Genomic DNA, 23,096 nt, shown 5'->3' with positions numbered 1-23,096 from the left:
TCAAAAGCGGTAGCCAATCGTGATCCCATATATAGCATAAGAATCCTTCAGTTTGGTGCTTTCTTGTGCAGCGTAGGCATTCAGGTTATCTGCCAAGCCAGGTAAGACACCCGTGGATTGCATCTTCAGTTGCGGATCAAGGCCAAAAACGCTTCCGGCTTCCGCCTGCACATACCAGCCATTGCCATTGCTTTTGCCAAAATGGTGGTTATAGCCAACCCCAGCATAAGGTACGGTCTTGCTGGTTTCGAGCGTACCGCTGATTTGTCCCAGTTGTGCCGCACTGTATACCACGCCGTTCACCGGGTAGTTCAATCCGGGGGTCAAGGTGGCTGCCAGTTTGCTTGGCTCCCCCAAATGAACCAGACCTGCACTGCCATACAAACCATCTGCTTTACGCTGCGGAAACCAGTCCAGCGTCAGGCGGGCATTTTTCTGATCCAGTTCTTCCGTAAAACGGATGGAACCGAAGGTTTGGTCTGTCTGGTAATCTAGGGTGGAGTATGACAGGCGCGTCCGCAGGGCAGGCGTTAGCTGATACCCGGCTTCCAGCCCGTAACTCTTGCCCAGATCGCCGATTTTGGCGGCAGAAATGCCTGTTTCAATGTTGCCCCCCAAGCCACCTGCCAGCAGACTGGCTGGCAACAGGAGCAAAACCGGAAACATCATTTTTGTCATGTGCATCGTGTTGCCTCCTACGGGCTGGCGGGTGGTGGGGTGATTGGGCGTGGTTCAACCACCAGAAACGGTGTGGCGTAAGTTACCGGGTCGTTCAGCAATGCCTTGATGCTTGCCGGAACGTTGGCAACAGGCTGCTGGATACCCTCCAGTGGGTCAAAGTTGAAAATCTTGACCTCCTGATTCAGATCCTTGTTGAACCCGTAGAATGCGCCATCTTCTGCCACGGCAAGCGCCCGCACGTTCAGGTAATCGGCGGCAGGATAGTCCACGCCATCCACGGTTTTTGCAGCGAAACGGTACTCTGCCAGTGGTTTGGCCTTGCCTGTTTCCAGATTCAATACGTTTACGCGGTCAATTGCTCCAGCATCTGCTGCATTATTGTTCCACTTGGTCATGAAAGTGGCACGTCGCCATACATACACCCCAACCGTATTACCGCCATCCACCAGTTTGGTGCGATAACTGTCCAGTTTGAAGGTTTGGCTGGTTCCACTGGTAGGTGCTTCACCATCGCCCAAGCCTACATAGAAATCACCATTCTTGTATTTGCTCAATTTGCTTTCCAGCAAGCCTTGCAACTCACCAGGACGGTTGCCTTCCGCAGGCCGCCACCAGATCAGATAAACTGTCTGTTTGTGAGTGTCGGAATCCTTGTTGTAGGAGTGGTCAAGCTGGATATTGAACAGGTAACTGGCATTAGTCTCATCCACCACATGGATAACCTGCGCAGCTTGTTCCACGAAATACAGCCAGCCTTTGTCAGCGCGGCGGTAAACTGTTGTCCAGGTTTTACCGTTGTAATTGGGGATGATACCAACCAGCGTGTCGGTGCCGCTGGCATCCACCTTGTGCAACTCACCGGTTGCCCGCACCGTGTAGAAGGCGTAGAAGTTGGGTAATGCGCTAGCAGGGCGGGGAACCTGATAGTCACTGGTGACGGTGACAGGGACTTGCTGTACAGCACTCCATGTCTGACCGTCCGTTACCTTGAACTCAAGATTTTGCGCACCACGATCACCGAGAATGGCGTAAGTTCGTAGTTTGGCGCTGGTAAACGACTGGTATTCCAGTGCTAGCATGGTGTCGTTAAAGCTATGGGTCGTTGTACCGCTGCCGTTGATGAATGCCTGTGACAAATCCCCTGCATCCGGGTCAGCCCATTGAATGGCAAGCGGATCACCTGTGAGCGGATCTTTCAGGTAGGAGGGGTCGTCATATTCCTTCAAGGTAATATTCGGAACGTTGGTGGTAATGCCCGGTGACTGATTGCTGCCAGCAACGCCTTTCACCCAGTTTGCCAACGCCAGATAATCTTCCGAGGAAATGGCAAGGCCCGGATGGCTTGGTGAAACATTGCTGTGGAATGCACCGGATGCGCCATCCGCATCCTTGCCCCCACGTGCATACACCAGCAGTTCGGAATCGTCTGGTTTGCTGAAGTCGATCCGCTGAGTAGCAGACAGCAAGGTTCGATTCATGTCGTTGGTCAAGTTGCTGATCCAAGTGTATTGCGAGAAGCGGTCGCCATCCAGTTTTTCCATATGACTGTCGATGACGAAACGGGTATCAGGGTCTTTCAGCCAGGTGGTCGAAATATAACGTTTGAGCAAGGGGACACCTGCCGTATCAATTCCCCCCTGATTGTTACTGTGGCAACTGAAACACTGCCTGACCATGGACTGGTAGGCTTTCTGCGCGGCAGGGGTAGTGCGGGAGATACTGTTTGTCTTGAAGGTGATACGGTCAGACAATCCCACGGGAATTTGTGTGGTGGTATAAGTGATGAATGCCTGCAAATCTTCCGCCGACCAGTGCTTGCTGTGATCATACTGGGTATTGATGGCAGCAATATCCGTTTCCACGACAGCATCATAGGCAGCACCATAATCCCCGGCACGGTCAAGGGCACGGCTGGCTGCATTGGGGTAGCCTGTCTCTGGTGGCACACTCAGGTCATTGTTCAGCAACAGGCTCCACAGGAACGGGGCGGGCTTGTAACTGTCATCCATCCCCAGCGGATTGATCGAGTCAATCAGGAATGGCACAACCCCATTACCATCACTGCGCTTGTGAGCACCCGCCAACAGGTTGCGGAAGGTGGAATTGATACTGGATGTCCCCGTGGTATTCGACAGGTTGAGTTTGTCCTTGGCATTGTGGCAATCCACGCAGGACTGACCACCATTGTTTCCCCGTTTTGCCAGCAACGGCACGATGTCACGGTGGAAATCAGGCACATCCTCACTGGCGTTGTAGGTGCTGATGTCCTTGTCCGTACCCAGCACATTGCTCAAGTCGCCCTGCATTTTCTGGGCAGCGATGGAATTATAAGTGGCGTATTTGTCGATATTGGCCTGATTGCGTTCCTGATGGCACTGGTTACAGGCATTTACCCGGTTGGGAACGAAACTGACCTCTTGGCGCTCGGCACGTACCGGAACCCAAATATCCTGTTTCGCCCCGGCAGCATCGGTATGCTCAAAGCGTTTGTGTACTTTCCATACATACAAGCCGTTTTTCATCACCACACCAAGTGAGCCATCGGTTTCCGGCTGAATGAAATCACTGGCAGGAATACTCATTTCCTGGCTGTTTTTCATGCCAACTGCATTGGAATGGGCAAAGTGGTGGGATGGAATGAAGAATTGCAAACGCAAATCAGTGGGCGGGATATTATCGAGCTGATGTTGCACGCCATTGTCCGATTGCCCAAGGTTCTGCACCAGAAAACCGGATTTGCCATTCAAATGGGTGTTGGTAAACGATACCCGGTTTTCACCGATGTCACCTTCGCCCGGTGCAACCGTCTGGCTGGTCGGGGGATAGAAGCTGCGCGGCTGCATAAAATGGTAGTCATTATTCTGGATGATCAGCGTGCCTGGCGTGTTATCCAGTGGGTCAGTGACATTCGCCGGAAAATCTTTCACGTAAATGCCATAGCTGTGGTCAGACGACGCCCGGTAGGCATACGTAAAACTCTGGTCGTTGTAATGTTCCGGCGTGCGGGCAATATGTTGGTCAACACCGCTGCTGCCATCCATTTTCCCCAGAAACACCTTGTCGCTGCGCAAATCCAGATGCTCGCGCTTGGTCATGAGGATATGGCCTTCCGACACAAAGGGGTGGTTGCTACGCGCCCTTTGCCCCATCAGCACGTAACCTGCGTATTTGCCGGAGCGTACCACCCGTGGCGAGTACAAATCCTGGTTGCCACGATCGGTGGAGGCTTCTTGTCCGAAAAAGGTGAAATTGTCACTGCCATCAATCTGCATTTTCCACAAACTGAAGCGGTTGGTGGTCTCTTGATGTTCCCACTGGTTGAACACCACCAGTTTGGTGTCATCGGGGCCTGTCATGACCATTGGTTCAGTTTGGTGGGAATTGTTGAAACCGATCCGGGTAACATCGCCGGTTTGCGTATCCATCTTGTGGATCAGTGGCGTGGGGGCGCGGTCATACTCATCAGCCAGCGTGCTGCGGGCGGCATAGTTGATGGGGATTTCATTGTCCTGCACGGTTTTGGCTACCAGCAACATTTCATGCCCGCTTGCCGCGTCATTGCCGATGTAGGTGGGGTACATGAAATCCACCGAATTGTCTTTGGACAGTTTGCTGATGGTTTGGGCGGCAATATCCATGCGGTAAATCGCCAGCTTGCGGTTCGGATTATCCGCTTCCTCGCGGCTCATGGACACAAACAGGCTTTTGCCATCAGGGGCTACATCAAAACTGTGGATACGGACTTTTTCAGTATCCTTGCAGTCATTGTCCAGCGGCGGCCATACCTGCCAGGTATTGTATTTGCCTTCAGGATCACGACGGCTAACCAGCAGTTTGTCTTCAAAGCCCACATCGTCATAACCTTTGCCGGGGAATCGCAGGTCGGTGCGGTTATCCAGTTGCGCCCAGGCAATATAGAACAGGTCGGGGTGGGTTCGCCCGTCACTGCCATGTACCGTTGCTGTTTGCGGCTCAAAGTCTGCGCCATCAGCCACACCGGGGATGGTGCTGCACTGGGTAACATCGGGAGTGCCAGCCCCCTCAACGGTAGCATTGTCGGGTGATATGCAACCCGCCAGCATGAGCAGACAAACAGATACCCACCAAAAACGGTAGCCTGACAGCGTTGTCATGACCCTGACTCCCTCGCAATAAAACATTTTGTTACAATTGCAGAAAATCTAATGATTGTCAAAATTTATGCAACTGTAACATTTTTGCTTGAAACGTTGCCTTGCTTGAGGAAGCAAGCAGCCCTTTCCCTACCCTGAACCCATCCTGCCGTGTGTCGCCTCAAGCTGTTGTAAAGCAAATGTAATGTATAGAATGTGAGCGGGTCTTCACTTCATAACTACAGTCATTCCCGGCAGGCAACAACATGAACAACAAATGCACCTCACCCATGATTCTGGTCGACCATCGTGGTACTACTGACCAACTGTTCCATAACATCAATACCGCTATCATCGCTGGAGCCAAAAGCCTGTTTGTGCTGGCTTGTGATGCGAATGGGCTGACTCCAGCCCAGGCAGATGCCCGCTTGCGTAGCTTGCCTGTACCTGTCTTCGGCGGCATTTTTCCTGAAATCATTGCAGAAGGGCATACCCTCAAACGTGGCAGCATCGTTTGTGGTTTGCCGGTTAATGCCAATGTCCAGCATATTGACAGGCTGTCTGACCCGGATGCCGACTATTTCGCTCAAGCTGAAAGCCTCTCTGGCAGCATTACTCCCGGCGAGACCCTGATCACACTGGTGGATGGCCTGAGCAAGCGCATTTCGGCGGTGCTGGAAAGCCTGTATGAAGTCCTTGGCAGCAGTTGCCCGTACCTCGGTGGTGGCGCTGGCTCACTCAGTTTCGAACAGAAACCCTGTTTGTTCAGTAATCAGGGGTTGCTGGTAGATTGCGCACAGATTACCGCCATCAACCTGCCGGTTGGCATTGGTATTGATCACGGCTGGCACAAATTTGCCGGGCCTTTTGTGGTGACAGGTGCGTATAACAACACCATCACCACGCTGGATTACCGCCCTGCCTTCGAGATTTACCGCGAGGTGGTGGAAGCCGATAGTGGCAAGCGTTTCAGTGAGCATGAGTTTTTCGACTTGGCAAAAGCCTACCCCTTCGGGTTGGACAGGCTGAAAGCCGATGTGGTGGTGCGTGACCCCTTGTTCCGCAATGACAATACGCTGGTTTGTGTGGGTGAAGTACCCGCCAATCACATCATTTACATCCTCAAGGGTGACGCCGATACTTTGCTGGAAGCCTCCCAGCGTTGTGCCCAAACGGCCATGCAGCACCTACCAGACCCTTGTATGGGATTATTGTTTGACTGTATCAGCCGCACCCTGTTTTTACAGGAACGTTTTGAGGAAGAACTCGGCAACATCCAGTCTTGTCTGCCGCAGGGTACGCCACTGATTGGTGCCATGTCACTGGGCGAAATTGCTGATGCGGACAATTCCTGTCTGGAACTGTTTAACAAGACCATCGTGCTGGGGACGCTTGGTTCAGGGACTACAGCATGACATCGACCCTGGAGCTGGTTTCCATCCAGTATGCACTGGCTTTGCTGGTTGGTCAGGATCTGGATTTGCGCATCATGTTACGCAAGTTTCTACCGCCAGCCTTGAAACTGCTCAACTGCCGTAGCGGTTATGTATGGCTGTTTGGCAAATCGCCCAGCCAAACAGTGCCTGCACCTTGCTATAGCTACCCGGCATTGAATGTACCGTTGGCAGATTGCCAGCCTGTCATGGCGGCACATTTGCAACAGCTTGCCCTCAATGGCTGGCAGGCTAAAAAACCCGGTGAAATCATTGTCACCGATACCATGAGTTACCATTTCCTGCCGATTGGTGCGAGTGGCTTGCTGGTGTTGTTGCGTGATCCACCTCTGCCTGAATCCCACTTGCTCGCCTTGGGGCTGGTCTTGAAACGGCTGGAAACGGCTTGTCTGGCCTGTTTGCAACACGCCGATCTGGAAGAGGCCCGTCGTGAAGCCCTGCAAGCCAAGGAAGCGGCAGAAAAAGCCAGCAAAGCTAAAAGTGAATTTCTGGCGATGATCAGCCATGAAATCCGCACTCCCATGAATGGGGTGATTGGCCTGACCGACCTGATGTTGTATAGCGAAGCAACCGATACCCAGCGCGAATACCTGGGCATGATCAAGTCATCCTCACGGGCATTGTTGGACATCATCAATGAAATCCTCGATTTTTCACGCATCGAAGCGGGTACGCTGGCACTCAGCCCTGCACCTTTCCACCTGAAAAACCTGTTACAGGATACGTTCACACCACTGGCAGTGCGGGCGCAGGAGAAATCACTGGCTTTCCATTGGGAAATCGCCGCAGGTGTACCTAACGAACTGCAAGGCGATGCAGGGCGTTTACGACAAGTCATGATTAATCTGGTGGGGAATGCCATCAAGTTCACTGAGCATGGCGAAGTCACTGTCAACATTTCCCCGCAAAGTGGTGCACCCGCCGGGCAAGCCAACCTGCTGTTTGCAGTACGCGATACCGGCATCGGCATTCCGCAGGAAAAGCAGGCCAGCATTTTCCAACCCTTTCAGCAGGCGGACAGCTCCATTACCCGCCGCTATGGGGGGACGGGCTTGGGTTTGACCATTTCCTCACAACTGATTGCCATGATGGGGGGGAAATTGCAGGTGGACAGCGATCTGGGGCATGGCAGCATTTTCCATTTCAGCATCCCATTCCTGCTGGCAGCGACAGCCAAAACACCCGTACAGGGCAAGCCGTCGCAACTGGTTCAGACCGAACGTCCGCTCAATATCTTGTTGGCAGAAGACAATGCCGTCAATCGGATGTTGGCAGTGCGCCTGCTCAACAAGGTTGGGCATAAAGTGACCGTAGCTGAAAATGGCAGCGAAGCGGTCGACAAATGGCAAAGCGGCACTCACGACATCATTTTGATGGATGTACAAATGCCTGTCATGGATGGGCTGGAAGCCACCACCCGCATCCGTCAGCATGAAGACACCCGGCAATTGTCCCGCACCCCCATCATTGCCCTGACGGCTAATGCCATGCACGGCGACCGGGTACGTTGTCAGGAAGCGGGCATGGATGGTTTCATGAGCAAACCCTTCAATGCGCAGGATTTACTGAACGTGCTGGAGAAAATTTGTACTTCACCTTCCCCTCCGTCTGGGCATATTTCGTCTTGGCAGGTTGGGGCAGCATGAAGCGGGCGGAATAATGGGTTGCCGGATGTTGATACAGCACGCCGCTGTGCGAGGGTTTGTCCAGTTGCAGCATTGCCAGCACACAATCTGCGGTGCTCTGGTTGTTGGCAACAGGGATATTCATCAGAGTCGCCATACGTAGCAGCGCTTTGACATCGGCATCATGCGGAACAGGACTCAGCGGATCCCAGAAAAAAATCAGTATATCAATTGTGCCTTCGGAAATTTTTGCGCCAATCTGCTGGTCGCCACCATAAGGGCCGCTCAACAGGCAAATCACATCCAACCCGGTATGTTCCTGTAGCAGCTTGCCGGTTGTACCGGTTGCAAACAATTCACAACCAGCCAACACCTGCCGGTTTTCTTTGACCCAGCTCAACAATATTGGCTTCAGGTTGTCATGAGCCACTAACGCAATTCTTTGCTTTTGCATCCCCGTCAAGCCCCCGTTTTTGTATGTTCGTCTTTATATGCTGTGTTATTGCTATCACTCGCGCTCGCCAGACAATCTTATGCCAATGAATAATATTTGCGCAAGTGAATCGTGCATGAACATGGTTTTAAACACGTATTGCTTGAATTCACGTTTCTTTAATCGCTTAATGGGTGGTGTTGTCTATTGTTCTGTGCAAATGCTGGAATAGTTTGCTGGCGGCTTCTGCCAGTGCCTGTTGCAAGGCGGCTTCATGCAAGCCATGCCCGGCTGCTACGGGAATGAGTTGCGCCTTGGGCAAGGCCGTTGCCAGCATTTGCGCCCCGACATAACGGCAAACCCGGTCATGCCGTCCATGCACCAGCAGTAGCGGCAGATGCTGGATACGTTCCAGCCCCGGCAGTACCCCTGCTGTGGGCAGGAAAAACTGCCGACACGCATAGTGGCTGTACACACGGGCACGATTGATGCGTGCCTGCCAGCTTGCCGGGTCGGGGTTGCAACGGGGGGCTGGCAAGCCCATCACGGCGGCTTCCCAGCCATCCCACGCCAAAGCGTAACGGTAGGCGGTTTCCGTTGCCAGACGCGGGTTGAGCAGATGCCGGTACAGGCTGTTGACCGGGTTTTCCCCTGGCCGTACCTGCAAGGCGTGCAGCAATGCCTGATAAGCAGCGGGAAACTGTTGCGCCACCCCCTGTGGCAGGCTGAACCATTCCCAGTCCTGCTGGCGGGCGAGAAACGCACCACGCAACAGCAAACCCAGCACCTGTTGCGGATAGTGTTTGGCGTATTCGAGCGCCAGTGTTGCCCCCCACGAACCGCCATAGATGACCCATTGCGCGATGCTGAGGTGTTGGCGCAGGTGTTCCATGTCCCGCAGCAGGTCGCAGGTGCGGTTGCCGAGCAGCCTGCCGCCGGGGGTGGAACGCCCGCAACCACGCTGGTCAAACTGGATGATGCGGAAGCCTTGTGGATACAGGAGGTCAGCGTGGGCAGGGTTGTAGCCGGAACCGGGGCCGCCGTGGACGAATAACAGCGGAATACCCGCCGGGTTGCCCAATTCCGCAAAGTAAATGCTGTGTCCTTGTGTGGTCATCAGGTAATTCGACACCAACCTTTCTCCAACCCCAAGTGTTTACAATAGGCAGCATGTAAGTCATGCACCGTACATCCTCCAAGCTCTCTCGTGAGCTGTTTAAGACCGGGAAATATCCCGGTCTATTTTTTTACAGGCTTGGGGAGGTGGGTGGTGAGTCTACGGCTGCTTCGCCGGACAACTGGAAAAATGCCTCCAGCAATGAAGCCGTACCCGTCTGCTGCCTCAGCGTGGCAGGCGTATCCTGTGCCAGTAGCTTGCCCTTGTGCAACACCAGTACTTGCGCCGCTTGTTCGGCCTCATCAATCAGGTGGGTCGCCCACAGCACGCACAACTGCTGTTCCTGACACAAGCGATGCACGTAAGCCAGCAAGGTGGCGCGGGAAGCCGGGTCAAGCCCGACGGTGGCCTCATCCATCAGCAGCAAACGGGGTTCGGTGAGCAGGGCGCGAGCCAGTTCCACCTTGCGGCGGTTGCCCCCGCTGAGGCTACGGCAGGCTTGCTGGGCAACCGCCGTCAATTCCAGTTGGGTAAGCACCGCCGCGCTGCGGGTACGGATGGCAGCTTTGCCCATCCCATGCAGCCGCCCGTAAAAATCCAGATTGGCCTGTACGCTCAAATCCAGATCCAACGCCGGTTGCTGGAACACCACCCCCATCTGTGCCAGTGCTTGCGGCAGATGTTGGCGGATACTGACGCCATTGAGGTGAATATCGCCCTGATCGGGCGCAAACAGGCCGGTGAGAAGCTGGAACAGGGTGGATTTGCCCGCCCCGTTCGGCCCCAGCAGGGCATAAAAGCCGCTGCCAAGCTGGAAACTGACCTGATTGACGGCACACAGTTTGCCGTAGTGTTTACTGACCGAAGTGACGCTTAAGACCGTTTCATCAGGCATAGGGTTTTCCAGTTGGCAGGGTTGGCTGGTTACAGGGTAAGAATCCACTCCACCAGTTTATCGACATCTTCCTGCTTGAGGGACGGGTTGGGAGGCATGAAGCGCATGTTCACATCCGGCCATTTCTTTTCCTTGTCGACCGTGCCCTGGATGATGGATTCGACCAGGGTTTTCTTCGCGTCCGGGTTATCCTTGTAGCGGGCGGCAACTTCATGGAATGGTGGCGCGAGCGGGACATAGTGGCTATCGGCCTGTTTGCTGATGCCGTGGCAGGCAATACAACCGTTTTGCGCCGCCAGCGTCATCATCCCTTCGTGGGTGATCACTTCCTCGCTGATCGCATCCTTCTTGATGCTCAGTACCCACTCTGCCAGTTTGCTGGCTTCTTCAGCGCTCACATTGACGTTGGGTGGCATGAAACGCATATTGACCTTGCCTTCCCAGTCCTGTGGGGTATCGACCGTGCCTTTGAGGATGCGCTGGGAGAGATAGCTGGCGGCATCTTTCTGGTTTTTGAAACGTTCGGCAATGTCGGCATAAGCCGGAGCCAGCGGGATCGCCGGGCCGGTTTTGGCCTGTACCGAGTGGCAGATGAAACAGCCTTTCTGGGTGGCGGTTTCCAGCATTGAGGTATCAGCCTGGGCAACGCTGCTAAGCCCGACCAGACCTGCCAAAGCCATGATTTTCACAGTGCGCATCACAATTCTCCCGTAACACCGGTTATCTGAAAATTGCCTTACAGCTTAGGGGCCGCTGGGTTGGCAAAAGGTTGGGAGCTGACGCCACTGCCGGATAGCAACTGCGGGAAACGTTGCAGCAATTCCGTCTGTAATGCCTGCAACTCGCTCAGTTGTTGCGGGCGCGGGCGTGGTAACGGCACGGTGTAATCCAGCACCACCTGCGCCGGGCGAGCCGACAGGAACAGGATGCGGTCAGCCAGCAATAGCGCTTCATTGAGGCTGTGGGTAACAAACAGCACCGTAGGGTGATGTTCCGCCCACAATTGCAACAGCAACTGGCGCAAGCCTTGCGCGGTGGGTTCATCCAGCGACTGGAACGGCTCGTCCATCAGCAACACCGCCGGACGGGTAACAAAAGCTCGTACCAGAGCCGCCCGGCGTTTCATCCCGCCAGATAACTGGTTGGGGTAAAGTTGGCGGAAATCCTGCAAACCCAGTTGCTGCAACAGCAAGTCCATGCGGGCAAAGCGGGTCAGGTCGGTGTGGCGGGCAGGCGCATCCAGAACCAGACGGATATTGTCTTCCACCGTCAGCCACGGCAACAGGCGCGGTTCCTGAAACATGAAACTGAGGCTGGCATCTGCGGGAAACGCCAGCTTGCCCTGAAAATCGGTATCTAGCCCTGCCAGCAGGTTGAGCAGGGTGCTCTTGCCTGCCCCGGAAGGTGCAACCAGCGCCACGAATTCACCCTTCGCCACCTGAAAGTGCAGGTCACGGATGGCCTGCACCCCATTGGTATAAGTCTTGTCCGTTATATAAACCGTGAGGAAACTCATCTGCGCCACCGGTTCAGCCGCTGCTCCAGCGGGCGTAGCAGCAGGGTTTCCAGCGCCAGCACAATCAGCGCAAACGCCAGCGTGTAGGCCAGAATCCCCTTGATGTCGAAAAAGTGGAAATAGTTGCCAAGCTGGAAACCCACCCCATTGCTGCGCCCCAGCAGTTCCACCACCAGCACGATTTTCCAGATCAGCGCCAGCCCGTTGCGGGCGGCGGCAAACAGGTAGGGGTAAAGCTGCGGCAGATAGACCTTGCTGAAGGTTTGCCAGCGTGACAGGCGGTAGACTTGTGCCACTTCCAGTAATTGCCGGTCGACGGCACGAGCGCCTTCGCGCAGGGTCACAACCACCGTCGGCATCTTGTTGAGGGCGACTGCCAGTACCGCTGCCGTTTCGCCCAGCCCCAGCCAGAGGTAGCACAGGATAATGGTGACAAGCGCGGGAATATTCAGCGCCAGAATCAGCAGCACATCCAGCAACTCGTTCCACACCCGGCGGTTGCCCATCAGGATGCCGATGGCAACCCCCACCAGCATGGCCAGGCTGAAACTGGCGGCCATCCGCGCCAGGGTTGCGCCCAGATGTTTGAGCAATTCGCCGCTGAGTAATTGTTGCCACAGCACCTCCAGCACCGCCACCGGTGTTGGCAGGCTGCGGCTAGCCAGCCACCAAGCCGCCAGTTGCCATAACAGCAGAAAACCCACCAGCACCAGCAGCCGCACCTGCCGCCATTGCGCTGGCCTCATGGGCAGGCAGGCAAGCTGAAACCAGCCCAGAATGTCTTGGCGTCCAGTGCTTTGGCTTCGCCCACCAGTTCACTGCCACCGATCCCGGACAGCACGCGGAACGTGTCGGTAGCGGCCTGCTTTTCCTTGTCGCCAAAACAGGCCGGAATCCCGGCGCGGAAACTGTCCCGCAGCGCAGTGAACACCGCCTCATCGTCGGCTTTCATGCGCGGGCGCAGCCGTTGCCATTCGGCATCATCGTCTTTCAGCAGCTTTTTGGCAGCGTAGGAGGCGGTAAGGAAACCCTGCATCGCCTGCTGGTGTTCTGCCGCCCATTGTTTGCTGAATACCCAGCCCACCAGCGGCAATTCGCCCTTGATGCCCAGGCCTTGCACCACATCCGCCACACTGATCACGCTGCGCATCCCCTTGGCCTGCAAGCGGGCGGCGAAATTCCAGAAATTCAGCACCGCATCCAGCTCGCCCTGTTCCAGCAATTCGTTGAGCAAGGGTGGGGCGGCGTATTGCGGCTGGGTATCGTTGGGCAAATCCAGCCCCTGCTGCCTGGCGTAGGCGCGTAACAGCAGCCAGCTTTTGTCGTTGGCCCCGCCAGCGATGCCAAGTTTTTTGCCTTTCAGGTCTGCCAGCGTCTTGATCGGGCTGTCAGCCTTGACCATCAGGCTGCCCAGTGAGTTGGAATACGGGAACAGGGTGTAATCCTGCCCTGCCGCCCGCTGGCGGTTGACCCACACCCAATCGGAGACGATCACATCCACCGCCCCGCCCTGCAAGGCCACGGTGGAGGCATCGGCGGAAGCCAGCGGCACGACTTCCAGTTCCACGCCCTGTTGTTCCGCCAGCTTGTGGTGCTGGACGGTATCCATCTCCCAACTGACCGTGCCGAATTCCAGCACACCGACGCGGATTTTTTCCAGCGCAACAGCAGGCGCAGCCAGCCCGAACAGCAAGCCCAGCACCAGCAGCCAGCGTACAAAATAGTGGCAAAACGAACCTTGCATGATGTCCTCCTCCCCGATGACATGAATAGCTTGTTGATACTGCAAAGCGGGGCGGGGCGCTACCAACTTTTTACCAACCTGTGGGGCGGTCAGGGAAGCGCTTTGGCAATGATCTGGATGGGCAGGAACATGGGTAACGGTTGCGGGCGGTTGCCCAGTTCACCGCTGACACTTTCCAGTGGCTGGAAACCCAGCGTGGCGTAGAAATTGACGGCGGTGGGTTTGGCGTCCACTAACACACCAAGGCAGCCAGTCTGGTCACGCAACTGCAAGGCGAGTTCCAGCATGGCTTTCAGTAGCAGCTTGCCGATGCCTTGCCCCTGGAAACGCTGGTCAACGGCCAACCGTGCCAGCCGCAGGATGGGAAGGGGGTAGTCTGGCAGACGTTTGCGTACTACGCCTGTCAGCAATTCAGCCGTAATTTCACCGCTGCTGACGGTGGCGAACCCGGCAATTTGCCCGCTGCATTCGGCAATGTAACTGGTTCCAACGTAATGTTTGAACTGGTTCTGCCCGGCAAAACGCTGGAAAAAACGGTCAAGCTCAATGTCGCCGCTGCCAAAACCGGAACGGTCATCGTGGCTTTCCAGACGGCGAACCTGTATCAGCAGAGAGTCAGGCATTACGAGCCTGCCATCAGGGCACGCAGGGCGGGGGTAGGTTCTTCGTCAGCTTCCAGTCTCTCCACCAATTTCAACAGGCTGGTTTCGGTAATCACCAAACGGGCAGGAATGATCACATCCTCCGGTATCTCGCGCAGGGCTTGCAGAAAATGTTGCAAGGCACTCTCGATCATGAATGCCTTGGTCACGCCCCGACGTTTGACGTAGGACTCGATTTGCCCTTTGGTTTCTTCGGAGATGTAGGCGGAAATCTGGGTGGTTGCTGTGGTCATGAATCCAATCCTCTACAAATGTGTAGATAGCATGAGGCATGATAGCCTGAACAGTGAGGTATGCACAAATCGGATTTACCACCACATCGACAACGGCACGGCAAACAGCTTTTCCCCAAACGGCACAAGCTCGCGCCCGCTGTACAGCACAATCCCGCGCTGGAATATCGCCGCTTCGGTTTCCTGCAAATGTTTCAAGCCCTTGAAATCTTTGGCGTCCACGCTGGCGCTGGCTTTGACTTCAATGCCGGTGATGCCGCCGGAGCGGTTTTCGAGGATGAAATCAACTTCGATGTTGTTTTGGGTGCGGTAGTGCCACAGGCTCAGGCGTTGTGGTGAAAATGCCAGATGCTTGAGCAGTTCACCGAGGACGAAGGTTTCAACCAGCCCGCCGGGCAAACCGCTGGCTACATCCATGCGGGCTACTGTCCAGTTGGCGAGATGGGCAAGCAGGCCGGTGTCAGGCACGAACACCTTGGGGGCTTTGACCAGACGCTTGCCGGGATTGCGTTCCCACGCCGGTAGGCGGTAGACCAGAAACAGGGTTTCCAGCAACGTGAAATAGCGCTTGAGGGTGGTTTGCGTCAGGTTGCTGGTGCGTGACAGTTCGGCGAAATTCAGCAGGCTGGCACTGCGGGTTGCCAGCAATTGCAACAGGTTGGGGATTTCGGTCAGTTGTTCCAACCGTGCCAGTTCGCGCACGTCGCGGTACAGGATCGCTTGCAGGTAATTGTCGAACCACGCTGCCCGTCGCCGTTCGCTGCTACGCTCCACTGCTTCAGGGAAACCACCCGTCACCAGCCGTTCCACCAGTTGGGAACGCTCGCAAGGTGCAACCGGCTTGGCGTCCAGATGACCATCAAACAGCCAGTCAGCCAGGTTGGTGCTGGCATCCCCGGCAATTTCTGCGCTGGACAGTGGGTACAATGACAACACTTCCATGCGCCCTGCCAGTGAGTCGGCAATATCCGGCAACAGCATGACATTGGCCGAGCCGGTCAGCAGGAAACGCCCCGGCTTGCGCTCGCGGTCAACCGCAGCCTTGATGGCCAGGAACAGGCCGGGGGTACGTTGCACTTCATCCAGTGCTACCGGGCCGTTGATGCCTGCAATGAATCCGGCAGGGTCACTGCTGGCTGCCGCCAGGGTAGCGTAATCATCCAGGGTGAAATAACGGCGGCCTTCATGGCTGGCGAGGGTTTGCACCAGCGTGCTTTTGCCGGTCTGGCGTGCACCGTTGAGCAGCACCACGGGCGTGTCTGCCAGTGCTTCCTGAAGCAGGGGGGTGATGTGACGTGTATACATACCCTGATTTTAGGCTACGCATATCAGCTATTCAAGCGCTGAAAATCATCCAGGTAATGGACGATTTTCAGTATCTGTTGTTAAGCCTGCCGCGCCCTTTTCACCATCCCGCGCTGCGGGTCATAGCCCCACACCGCCAGCAGGAAAAACAGCATCAAAGCGCCCAGCACGACCAAGGAAGAGAGGATGTTGAACTGGCCGTACAGGGCAAAACGGATCATTTCCACCGCATGGGTAAACGGGTTGAGCTGCGCCAGCTTGTGGACAATGGCAGCCCCCGATTCCTGCAATTTCCACAGCGGATACAGGGCGGTGGAGAGAAAAAACATCGGGAAGATGACGAAATTCATCGTCCCGGCAAAGTTTTCCAGTTGGCGGATCGACACCGACAACAGCAAGCCCAACGCCCCCAGCATCAACCCGGCAAGAATCAGCGGTGGCAAGGCATACAGCCAGCCCATCCACGGAATATCGACCTTGAACACGACACACAGTGCCAGAAACGCATAGGCTTGCAGCACTGACAGCACGGTTCCGGCGACCAGCTTGCTGAACAGCAAAAACCAGCGCGGTTGCGGCGCAATCAGCAGCAGGCGCATCAGCCCCATTTCGCGGTCATACACCATCGCCAGCGACGACTGCATCCCGTTGAACAGCAGCACCATCCCCAGCAGGCCGGGAACCACATACACCTGGTATTCGATATAGGTTTCGTAGGGCGGGATGATGGAAACGCCGAAAATGTTCTGGAACCCGGCAGCGAACACCACCAGCCACAGGGTCGGGCGCACCAATGCTGACAGCAGGCGTCCGCGCTGATGCCAGAACTTGACCGTTTCGCGCTGGCTGATTGCCAGCAGTGCAGGCCAGTGCCGTGTGTGTGTCATGTGTGCCTCCCCGGTGGTTTTCCTGTTGATACAGCAAACGGGGGGGGCTGGCTACCAACCTTTTACCAACCCTGGCAAGTCACCAACCTTCTGCCAACCCTGATTGGGTTAGGTTGGAAAGCATGGATATTCATTCATTGATGAGGAGGACCTCGTGAAGGTTTTTAACCCTGTTCGTGCCTGTTTTGTTCTGTCATTACTACCTGTAAGCCTGTTGGTAGCCAGCCCGTCGTTTGCCAAAGACACGGGCTATTTGTTTGTCAGTAGCGAAAAAGACAACAATATTAGCGTCCTCGATGCCAAAACCTTTGAAGTTGTCAAGCGCATTGGCACGGCTGCCCGCCCACGCCACCTGCAATTCAGCCCTGACCGCAGCAAGATTTACGCCGCCTGCGGTGATGGTGCAGCGATTGACGTGATCGATGTCGCCAAGCTGGAACTGGTTGACCGCATTGCCGGTATCGAAGACCCGGAACTGTTCGACATCAGCGCCGATGGCAAAACCCTGTACATCTCGCTGGAAGATGACGGCGCACTCGGCATCCTCAATCTGGACGAATACTTCGCCAAACGCGGCGACAAGCCCGACTTGAGTGTGGCTGAACCAGCGCCACCGGGTGAAACCAGCGAAGCTGAAGACGACAAGGCGGATGACGACGCAGAGAAAGATGCAGAGAAAGAAGACGCTAAAGAGGATGAAGAAAAAGCAGGTGAAGACGACGATGCTGCCGCCATTCCCGGCCTGAAAACCGTGGAAGTGGGCGAAGAGCCGGAAGGCATCCTGCTCAGCCCGGATGGCAAAACCGCTTACGTCACTTCCGAAGTTGCCAACACCGTGCATGTGGTGGATACCGCCAGCGGTGAGATGAAAGCCAACATCGTGGTCGGCAACCGCCCGCGCCGTTTCGCCATGACCCCCGACCAGAAAGAGCTGTGGGTGACCAACGAAATCAGCGGCGAAGTCACCATCATTGACCCCGCCACCAATAAACTGACCCAAACCATCAAGTTCCAGCCCAAGGGTTTCCGCGAGGAAGACGTGACTCCGGTGGGCATCACCATGAGCAGCGATGGCAAAACCGTGATCGTCGGTCTGGGTGGGGCAAACCACATTGCCTTCGTGGATGTTGCCAGCCATGAAATTCAGGACTACGTGCTGGTGGGCAAACGGGCGTGGAACGTGACCTTCAACCGTGACAACAGCCTGCTGTACGTTGCCAACGGCCTGAGCGACGACCTGTCGGTGGTGGATGTTGCCAGCCGCAAGGTGGTCAAATCCGTGCCGGTTGCGCGGGTGCCGCATACGGTACTGATCGATGATTAGGGGGATTTTCTTGCTTATTGCCCTGCTGCTGGGCAATGCGGCAATGGCAACCGATTTCACCATCGGCTACCTGCAATTGCAGGATGACCCGCGTTACAGCAGCAAACGCAGCTTTGCCCAGTACCTGATGCAGCCGCTGGGTCGCCCTTACGCCGGGGCGGAGGTGGCGTTGAAGGAAAGCAAGTTCCACGGCTCAGCCGTCGGTGCGGAATTCAAATTGCAACCGGTCAATGGCAAGGATACTGCCGAGTTGCTGGCGCAGGTGGATAGTCTTGGCAAGCAGGGTGTGCAGTTTTTCGTGGTGGATGCACCAGCCGTGACGGTAGCGGAACTGGCAGCGGCTACCAAGGGCAAAGACCTGTTGCTGTTTAACATTTCTGCCCGCGAAGACAGCTTGCGGCAGGCGCAGTGTCAGCCCCATTTGCTGCACATTATCCCCAACTACGCGATGCTGACCGATGCGCTCACCCAGTACCTGAAAGTGCGCAAATGGCCGGAAGCCCTGTTGCTGCACGGCACGTCTGACGAAGACCTGCAACTGACTGCCGCGTTTGAACGTTCCGCCAAGCGTTACGGTGTGGACATCACCGAAAAGCGCCCGTTTGAACTCAGCAATGACCCACGCCACCGCAGCCAGAACAATGTGGCCTTGCTCACCAGTGAAGCCGATTACGACGTGATTTTTGTGGCGGATACCCACGGCGAGTTTGCCCGCAATGTGCCTTACCAAAGCATCAGGCCACAACTGGTGGTCGGTTCGGAAGGCTTGGCTCCGGCGGCATGGCACTGGGCGTGGGATCGTCACGGCGCACCGCAACTGGAAAAGCGCTTCGAGAAATACGCCGGTCGCCCGATGCGCGATGTGGACTGGGCGGCATGGCTGGCGGTCAAGGCGATTGCCGAAGCGGTGCAGCGCAGTGCCAGCACCGATTTTGCCAAATTGCGTGACTACCTGCTCAGTGATGCCTTTATCCTGGATGGTTTTAAGGGCAAACGCAGCAATTTCCGCCCGTGGGATCACCAGTTGCGCCAGCCAATCCTGCTGGGTACGCATAACTGGGTGGTGGAGCGCCTGCCGCTGGATGGTTTCTTACATCAAACCAATAACCTCGACACGCTAGGCTTCGACGAACGCGATAGCCTATGCAAATTTTAACTGGAGGAATTCAAATGCCGTTACAACGTACCTTGCTGGTGAGCTTGATGGGCACTTTGCTGTTTGCCCCTGTGACCAGTTTCGCCGCTGCTGATGACGAGGCCATGGAAAAAGCCCAACCGTTGAACGACTTTTTCCAGACCGAGGCCGTGTTCAGCCAGAATCAGGGTGAATGGCAACTCAAACTGGGGGCTGATTTCGGCAAGGATGATGATGCCAAAACCACGGCAATCAGCGCCGGGTTGGAATATGGCATCACGGACAGCTTGCAGGTTGAAATTGAGCATACGCCCCATGTGCGCATCAAACCTGCGGATGATAATGAGGAAAGCGTTGATGGACGCGGCAATATCTCGATGGGGGTGAAGAACATCTGGATGCACATCGGCGGATCAGCCAACAGTGTTGCCATCGGTTATGAACATACCTTCGCCAATGGTGCTGCCGAAATTGTCGGTGACGATGCCAAAGACAGTGACGAAGTTTATCTCATTGCTGCCCGCAACCTGGACGCAACCGGTAATACCCAGGCGACCTTGCAGGTGGGTACGGAGCGCAGCGCTGGCAACAGTGAAACCTTCGCCAATCTGGCGGCATTCCATGCGGTGGGCAAACACGTGCTGGTCGGTGAATATAACTGGAGTGAAGAAGAAAGCTGGGTAACACCGGGGGTTTTCTGGAAACCACGCAAAGGGCTGGATGTGGGTTTGGGCGTCGGTTTTGGTGTCAATGATACCGATGGACATCGCGTCATGACTCGCCTGAATTACGAGTTTTAATCTATCGTTACCGGGTTGACCTCGACCAGCGGCAGCCCGGCCTCCTTCCAGCCATCCACCCCCAGCTTGTACCAGTACACCTGGTTGTAGCCGTAAGCGCGGGCGCGTTGCGCAGCATTCCACGACATCCAGCAATCCGCCACACAGAAAAACACCAGTGGTTTGGCTTTATCGCCAGCGCTGAGATGGTGCAGTTCGCGCTGGAACCAGGCTTCAATATCCGGTTCCAGCGTGCCATAGCCAACATTGGGCAGCCACACCGCACCGGGCAGGCTGGCGTGGGGTTCGCTGTTCAGCCAGGTATTGCCAAACCCTTCATCCACCCGCCGCAAAATCGCCCACACATCAATCAGCACCGGCTGTTGCTCTGCCAGCAGGCGTTGCAGTTCAGCCGTATTCAGGGTAATCGCATCCGGTACACAGGCCGGGGTAGGGCTACGGTAATGCTCCATTTTCAACCCTGGCGGCATCTCCGGGGTGCGTTCACAGTCCGTAACACCCAAATCCGGCTGACAGGCAGCCAAGCAGAGAGGCAGGGAGATGAGGAGGAGGCTCCGCTTCATTCCGCCTGTTTCGCCGGTTTCAGGTTTGCTTGTTCCAGCACCGGGTACAGATGGCTGACCGAGCGCCGCAGTTCATTTTGGGCTAACGCTACATCCTTGAAAGCCTCTGGGATGGGCGTTTGCATTACTTCTGTCATGTCCAGCCCATTGGCAGCCGCGTCTTTCAGGGCGGTTTCCAGCCATTGCAGCCATGCACGGGTTTGGGTAATGGGAACGGGGTCATTGGTAACGTTGCCATGCCCCGGCACGAGGGTTTTAAAGGGTAAGGCTTGCAGGCTGTCTAAGGTTTGCAGCCATGCCTTCAGTGTGGCGTGCGGGGTGGTGGCAGCGCGGTTATTGAAAACCAAATCACCAGCAAACAGCACGCCCGTGGTATGGTCAAACAGCACTAAATCGCCAGTGGTATGCCCTTGCAAGGCAATCACTTCCAATTCATGCCCACCGATGGTTTCCTTGCCTGCTTTGGCTTCGTGGGTGGGGGCGGTGATGCGGGTATCGCGCATCCAGTCGCCGATGAGCCGGTACATATTGCCGCTAAAAGTTTCCCCTTCCGCTTTGATGCCGTCGCGGGTGGCGGGCAGGGCGTAAATCGGCACATCGCCATACACTTGGTTGCCAAGGAAATGATCGGGGTGATGGTGGGTAATGTAGACGCGCAGGATTTTCTTGCCGGTCAGCTTTTCAATGGCTGCCCGCTGTTGCTCACCAAAACGTCGGGATACGCCCGTATCAATCACCACTACGCCTTCACGGGTGACAATAAAGCCGGTGTTGACAATGAAACCGCCATTGGCTTTGGAAAAGTCTTCGGTTTTGCCTTCGATGACGTAAGTGTCGGCAGCAATTTGCTGCGGTTGTAAGGCGTAGTCAAAGTCATTAGCGCATACCGCGCCATTCAGCAATAACAGCGTCAACCACCAGATTTTCATCGTGCTACCTCCGCTGCAATCTTGTTGCCGTTGTTGTCGCGCCCTTCCAGTTTGAAGGTGGTGACTTTGCCGACATCCAAACTCAGCATGGGGTTTTCGCTGATGGGTTCGTACAGATCCAGCTCTGCCAGCAGATTGCCTTGGGCATCTTTGACGTTAAGGTTTTCGATATAAAAATCGGGAATGCCGCTTGCCAAGCCGGTATCCATCGGGTGCATGACACGAATGCGCAAACGGTTGTTTTCTGCCCGTTCCCACACATTCGCGGAGACCTGCCCCAGTGTTTTGCTCCAGTCACCGGATGAGGTGCCAACGCTGGGTAATGTACAGCCGCCACCCGCCGCATTGACGTAAGTGCTCCCCACATGCCACACCCCATCAGCGGTTTTTGCCGCGACGCGGATGGGGCTGCCTTGTTGCAGTTTCATGCGAAATGCCAGACTCGCGGGGACGGTTTTGGGGCGGAAATTGAGAACGTGGGGCAGTGGGTTTAAGTCCGATACCACCACGATTTCCTGAATACCGCTTAAGGCGCTAGCATCGAACGCAACCGGCACATTCAGCGAATCCTCGGCATCTGCCGGAGCATCCACTTTCACGTTATCATCGAATACATACGGCTCACTCTTAAGGAAGCGCGAATGCATCGCTCCCCATTGCGGGGAATTGAGCGGGTCAGGTTCTGCTGCGCCTGCCGATTGACAGAGCAGGCAGAGTAATAACCATCTGCCATGCCGGAACATAAAGCCTCACTTCTGCGCCGTGGTTGCCGCAGGGGTTGTGGTGGTCGCCGTCGGTGGAACAGCGGGCGGTGCGTAAGTCAGTTTGTGCTGCTCGAAAATCTGTTTCACTGTGCCGTCTCTGACCAGTTCTGCCATTGCATTGTCGATAGCCGTAGCAAGGTCGGCGTATTCGGCTTTGACCGCTACACCCATTGCCCAGCTATCCCGCGCTAAACCGGGGGTAATGAGGCGTTGAATCTGAATATGTTCGGGACGTTCTGCCAATATGCCTTCTAGCTCACCGCGTGGCCCCATGATTCCGGCAATGTCACCTTTTTTGAGGGCTTCGACTGCCAAGGTTAGGTTGGGGAAGTGGCGCACATTGTTGCTGATTTTACCTTGCATGGCTTCCAGCAGGTAAAAATCGCTGAGGGTGTCGATTTCTGCCCCAATCGCTGCACTGGTGAAATTGGCTAGGGTGGGTTGCTTGCCGACTTTATTGGTATCAAACGCAAACACCACTTGTTCCAGTTGGTAGGGGGCAATGAATTTGACCTGATCTACCTTGGCGGAATAAGCGTTGTCATAAGGCATGTGCAGCATCATATCGGTGACACCGCCGCCGAGGTAATGCCCTTTCCAGACATTATTGCGCAAGTCATCTTCGAGTTTTTCATCGCTGGGGGTGACGAGGCGCACTTCGCTTTTGACACCGAGTTTTTGGGCGATGGCTTCGGCAAGCGCTACGTCAATACCTTGTTGCTTGCCATCCTTAACGAAGGAATACGGTGGGAAATCTTTATACAGTGATGCACTTAATGTGCCTTTGGTTTTGACATTTTCCAGATCAGCGTGTGCTGGGTTTGCCAATAGGCAGCAGGCGAATGCTGCGGCGAATACGGTTGTTACGTTCATACGTCCTCCTCTACGTGGAAAACCCTGCACCACTTCTCCCCAAG

The 23,096-nt window shown here is 55.5% G+C and carries 22 protein-coding genes; 5 read left to right on the top strand and 17 right to left on the bottom strand.

The window, feature by feature from the left end:
• Both B2U47_RS08080 and B2U47_RS08075 read right to left on the bottom strand, forming a co-directional pair.
• Window positions 1-684, bottom strand: coding sequence for a hypothetical protein (locus B2U47_RS08080; RefSeq protein ID WP_296677171.1), 684 nt, complete (start codon window positions 682-684; stop codon window positions 1-3).
• Between the two features lie 11 nt (window positions 685-695).
• Window positions 696-4,814 carry a hypothetical protein gene (locus tag B2U47_RS08075; protein ID WP_296677169.1) on the bottom strand — a complete coding sequence of 1,373 codons (4,119 nt, stop codon included), beginning with the start codon at window positions 4,812-4,814 and terminating at the stop codon, window positions 696-698.
• 245 nt (window positions 4,815-5,059) lie between these two features.
• Between B2U47_RS08075 and B2U47_RS08070 the strand changes: the two genes are divergently transcribed.
• Together B2U47_RS08070 and B2U47_RS08065 are read left to right on the top strand one after the other, a co-directional pair.
• Window positions 5,060-6,208: an FIST signal transduction protein gene (locus B2U47_RS08070; RefSeq protein WP_296677165.1), complete on the top strand. Its 1,149-nt coding sequence runs from the start codon at window positions 5,060-5,062 to the stop codon at window positions 6,206-6,208.
• Window positions 6,205-7,893 carry a response regulator gene (locus B2U47_RS08065; protein ID WP_296677163.1) on the top strand — a complete coding sequence of 563 codons (1,689 nt, stop codon included), beginning with the start codon at window positions 6,205-6,207 and terminating at the stop codon, window positions 7,891-7,893. Before B2U47_RS08070 ends, B2U47_RS08065 begins: the two co-directional genes overlap by 4 nt.
• On the opposite strand, the gene B2U47_RS08060 is transcribed toward B2U47_RS08065, so the two are convergent.
• The 11 genes from B2U47_RS08060 to B2U47_RS08010 form a co-directional block, all read right to left on the bottom strand.
• Window positions 7,796-8,326, bottom strand: coding sequence for a methylglyoxal synthase (locus B2U47_RS08060; protein WP_296677161.1), 531 nt, complete (start codon window positions 8,324-8,326; stop codon window positions 7,796-7,798). The two genes, B2U47_RS08065 and B2U47_RS08060, sit on opposite strands and share 98 nt — an antisense overlap.
• Window positions 8,327-8,492: 166 nt before the next feature.
• Window positions 8,493-9,437, bottom strand: coding sequence for an alpha/beta fold hydrolase (locus tag B2U47_RS08055; protein ID WP_296677157.1), 945 nt, complete (start codon window positions 9,435-9,437; stop codon window positions 8,493-8,495).
• A 115-nt stretch (window positions 9,438-9,552) separates the two neighbouring features.
• Window positions 9,553-10,317, bottom strand: a complete 765-nt coding sequence (locus B2U47_RS08050; RefSeq protein ID WP_296677154.1) for an ATP-binding cassette domain-containing protein — start codon at window positions 10,315-10,317, stop codon at window positions 9,553-9,555.
• A 29-nt stretch (window positions 10,318-10,346) separates the two neighbouring features.
• Entirely contained in the window at window positions 10,347-11,015 is a 669-nt protein-coding gene (locus tag B2U47_RS08045) for a c-type cytochrome (protein ID WP_296677151.1), read from the bottom strand.
• A 38-nt stretch (window positions 11,016-11,053) separates the two neighbouring features.
• Entirely contained in the window at window positions 11,054-11,833 is a 780-nt protein-coding gene (locus B2U47_RS08040) for an ABC transporter ATP-binding protein (protein WP_296677149.1), read from the bottom strand.
• The gene (locus B2U47_RS08035; protein WP_296677146.1) at window positions 11,830-12,579 is read right to left on the bottom strand and encodes an ABC transporter permease; all 750 of its coding nucleotides are present in this window, start codon (window positions 12,577-12,579) and stop codon (window positions 11,830-11,832) included. Before B2U47_RS08035 ends, B2U47_RS08040 begins: the two co-directional genes overlap by 4 nt.
• A complete protein-coding gene (locus tag B2U47_RS08030; RefSeq protein WP_296677144.1) occupies window positions 12,576-13,577 on the bottom strand; it encodes an ABC transporter substrate-binding protein in 1,002 nt (333 codons plus the stop codon). The genes B2U47_RS08035 and B2U47_RS08030 overlap by 4 nt, the downstream gene beginning before the upstream one ends.
• An 89-nt stretch (window positions 13,578-13,666) precedes the next feature.
• Entirely contained in the window at window positions 13,667-14,200 is a 534-nt protein-coding gene (locus tag B2U47_RS08025) for a GNAT family N-acetyltransferase (RefSeq protein WP_296677140.1), read from the bottom strand.
• Complete coding sequence (locus B2U47_RS08020; RefSeq protein WP_296677137.1) at window positions 14,200-14,472, bottom strand: hypothetical protein; 273 nt, start codon at window positions 14,470-14,472, stop codon at window positions 14,200-14,202. Before B2U47_RS08020 ends, B2U47_RS08025 begins: the two co-directional genes overlap by 1 nt.
• A gap of 75 nt (window positions 14,473-14,547) precedes the next feature.
• Window positions 14,548-15,777, bottom strand: a complete 1,230-nt coding sequence (locus B2U47_RS08015; RefSeq protein ID WP_296677135.1) for an ATP-binding protein — start codon at window positions 15,775-15,777, stop codon at window positions 14,548-14,550.
• Between the two features lie 80 nt (window positions 15,778-15,857).
• A complete protein-coding gene (locus tag B2U47_RS08010; RefSeq protein ID WP_296677132.1) occupies window positions 15,858-16,664 on the bottom strand; it encodes an ABC transporter permease in 807 nt (268 codons plus the stop codon).
• 154 nt (window positions 16,665-16,818) lie between these two features.
• Here B2U47_RS08010 and B2U47_RS08005 point away from each other — a divergent pair, with 154 nt between their 5' ends.
• From B2U47_RS08005 to B2U47_RS07995, 3 genes are read left to right on the top strand one after another with little or no spacing between them, the layout of a single operon-like run.
• Window positions 16,819-17,988, top strand: a complete 1,170-nt coding sequence (locus tag B2U47_RS08005; protein WP_296677127.1) for a beta-propeller fold lactonase family protein — start codon at window positions 16,819-16,821, stop codon at window positions 17,986-17,988.
• Between the two features lie 10 nt (window positions 17,989-17,998).
• Window positions 17,999-19,144 carry an ABC transporter substrate-binding protein gene (locus tag B2U47_RS08000; RefSeq protein ID WP_296677124.1) on the top strand — a complete coding sequence of 382 codons (1,146 nt, stop codon included), beginning with the start codon at window positions 17,999-18,001 and terminating at the stop codon, window positions 19,142-19,144.
• Between the two features lie 14 nt (window positions 19,145-19,158).
• Window positions 19,159-19,923, top strand: coding sequence for a hypothetical protein (locus B2U47_RS07995; protein WP_296677121.1), 765 nt, complete (start codon window positions 19,159-19,161; stop codon window positions 19,921-19,923).
• Here the strand turns inward: B2U47_RS07995 and B2U47_RS07990 are convergent.
• Genes B2U47_RS07990 through B2U47_RS07975 form a run of 4 tightly spaced genes read right to left on the bottom strand, consistent with a single transcriptional unit; the run spans window position 19,920 to window position 23,052 of the window.
• A complete protein-coding gene (locus B2U47_RS07990; RefSeq protein ID WP_296677117.1) occupies window positions 19,920-20,486 on the bottom strand; it encodes a PQQ-dependent catabolism-associated CXXCW motif protein in 567 nt (188 codons plus the stop codon). The genes B2U47_RS07995 and B2U47_RS07990 overlap by 4 nt on opposite strands.
• Window positions 20,483-21,415, bottom strand: coding sequence for a quinoprotein relay system zinc metallohydrolase 1 (locus B2U47_RS07985; RefSeq protein ID WP_296677114.1), 933 nt, complete (start codon window positions 21,413-21,415; stop codon window positions 20,483-20,485). The genes B2U47_RS07990 and B2U47_RS07985 overlap by 4 nt, the downstream gene beginning before the upstream one ends.
• A complete protein-coding gene (locus B2U47_RS07980; RefSeq protein WP_296677112.1) occupies window positions 21,412-22,158 on the bottom strand; it encodes a quinoprotein dehydrogenase-associated SoxYZ-like carrier in 747 nt (248 codons plus the stop codon). The genes B2U47_RS07985 and B2U47_RS07980 overlap by 4 nt, the downstream gene beginning before the upstream one ends.
• Window positions 22,159-22,164: 6 nt before the next feature.
• Window positions 22,165-23,052 (bottom strand): substrate-binding periplasmic protein, encoded by an 888-nt coding sequence (locus B2U47_RS07975; RefSeq protein ID WP_296677110.1) that lies wholly within the window; start codon window positions 23,050-23,052, stop codon window positions 22,165-22,167.
• Window positions 23,053-23,096 lie beyond the last annotated feature (44 nt).

It is taken from the genome of Thiothrix sp. UBA5583 (assembly GCA_002425225.1).
GTDB lineage: Bacteria > Pseudomonadota > Gammaproteobacteria > Thiotrichales > Thiotrichaceae > Thiothrix > Thiothrix moscowensis.
Note: the sequence above shows the minus strand (reverse complement) of the source record. Positions and strands in the feature narration are given on the sequence as shown.

Excerpts from the sequence above, each read along its gene's own strand:
- B2U47_RS08060 (WP_296677161.1), bottom strand. The coding sequence starts at position 8,326 with ATGCAAAAGCAAAGAATTGCGTTAGTGGCTCATGACAACCTGAAGCCA.
- B2U47_RS08035 (WP_296677146.1), bottom strand. The coding sequence starts at position 12,579 with ATGAGGCCAGCGCAATGGCGGCAGGTGCGGCTGCTGGTGCTGGTGGGT.
- B2U47_RS08020 (WP_296677137.1), bottom strand. The coding sequence starts at position 14,472 with ATGACCACAGCAACCACCCAGATTTCCGCCTACATCTCCGAAGAAACC.
- B2U47_RS08040 (WP_296677149.1), bottom strand. The coding sequence starts at position 11,833 with ATGAGTTTCCTCACGGTTTATATAACGGACAAGACTTATACCAATGGG.
- B2U47_RS07995 (WP_296677121.1), top strand. The coding sequence starts at position 19,159 with ATGCCGTTACAACGTACCTTGCTGGTGAGCTTGATGGGCACTTTGCTG.
- B2U47_RS08065 (WP_296677163.1), top strand. The coding sequence starts at position 6,205 with ATGACATCGACCCTGGAGCTGGTTTCCATCCAGTATGCACTGGCTTTG.
- B2U47_RS08030 (WP_296677144.1), bottom strand. The coding sequence starts at position 13,577 with ATGCAAGGTTCGTTTTGCCACTATTTTGTACGCTGGCTGCTGGTGCTG.
- B2U47_RS08010 (WP_296677132.1), bottom strand. The coding sequence starts at position 16,664 with ATGACACACACACGGCACTGGCCTGCACTGCTGGCAATCAGCCAGCGC.
- B2U47_RS07975 (WP_296677110.1), bottom strand. The coding sequence starts at position 23,052 with ATGAACGTAACAACCGTATTCGCCGCAGCATTCGCCTGCTGCCTATTG.
- B2U47_RS07985 (WP_296677114.1), bottom strand. The coding sequence starts at position 21,415 with ATGAAAATCTGGTGGTTGACGCTGTTATTGCTGAATGGCGCGGTATGC.
- B2U47_RS08025 (WP_296677140.1), bottom strand. The coding sequence starts at position 14,200 with ATGCCTGACTCTCTGCTGATACAGGTTCGCCGTCTGGAAAGCCACGAT.
- B2U47_RS08070 (WP_296677165.1), top strand. The coding sequence starts at position 5,060 with ATGAACAACAAATGCACCTCACCCATGATTCTGGTCGACCATCGTGGT.
- B2U47_RS08050 (WP_296677154.1), bottom strand. The coding sequence starts at position 10,317 with ATGCCTGATGAAACGGTCTTAAGCGTCACTTCGGTCAGTAAACACTAC.
- B2U47_RS08045 (WP_296677151.1), bottom strand. The coding sequence starts at position 11,015 with ATGCGCACTGTGAAAATCATGGCTTTGGCAGGTCTGGTCGGGCTTAGC.
- B2U47_RS08075 (WP_296677169.1), bottom strand. The coding sequence starts at position 4,814 with ATGACAACGCTGTCAGGCTACCGTTTTTGGTGGGTATCTGTTTGTCTG.
- B2U47_RS08080 (WP_296677171.1), bottom strand. The coding sequence starts at position 684 with ATGCACATGACAAAAATGATGTTTCCGGTTTTGCTCCTGTTGCCAGCC.
- B2U47_RS08015 (WP_296677135.1), bottom strand. The coding sequence starts at position 15,777 with ATGTATACACGTCACATCACCCCCCTGCTTCAGGAAGCACTGGCAGAC.
- B2U47_RS07990 (WP_296677117.1), bottom strand. The coding sequence starts at position 20,486 with ATGAAGCGGAGCCTCCTCCTCATCTCCCTGCCTCTCTGCTTGGCTGCC.
- B2U47_RS07980 (WP_296677112.1), bottom strand. The coding sequence starts at position 22,158 with ATGTTCCGGCATGGCAGATGGTTATTACTCTGCCTGCTCTGTCAATCG.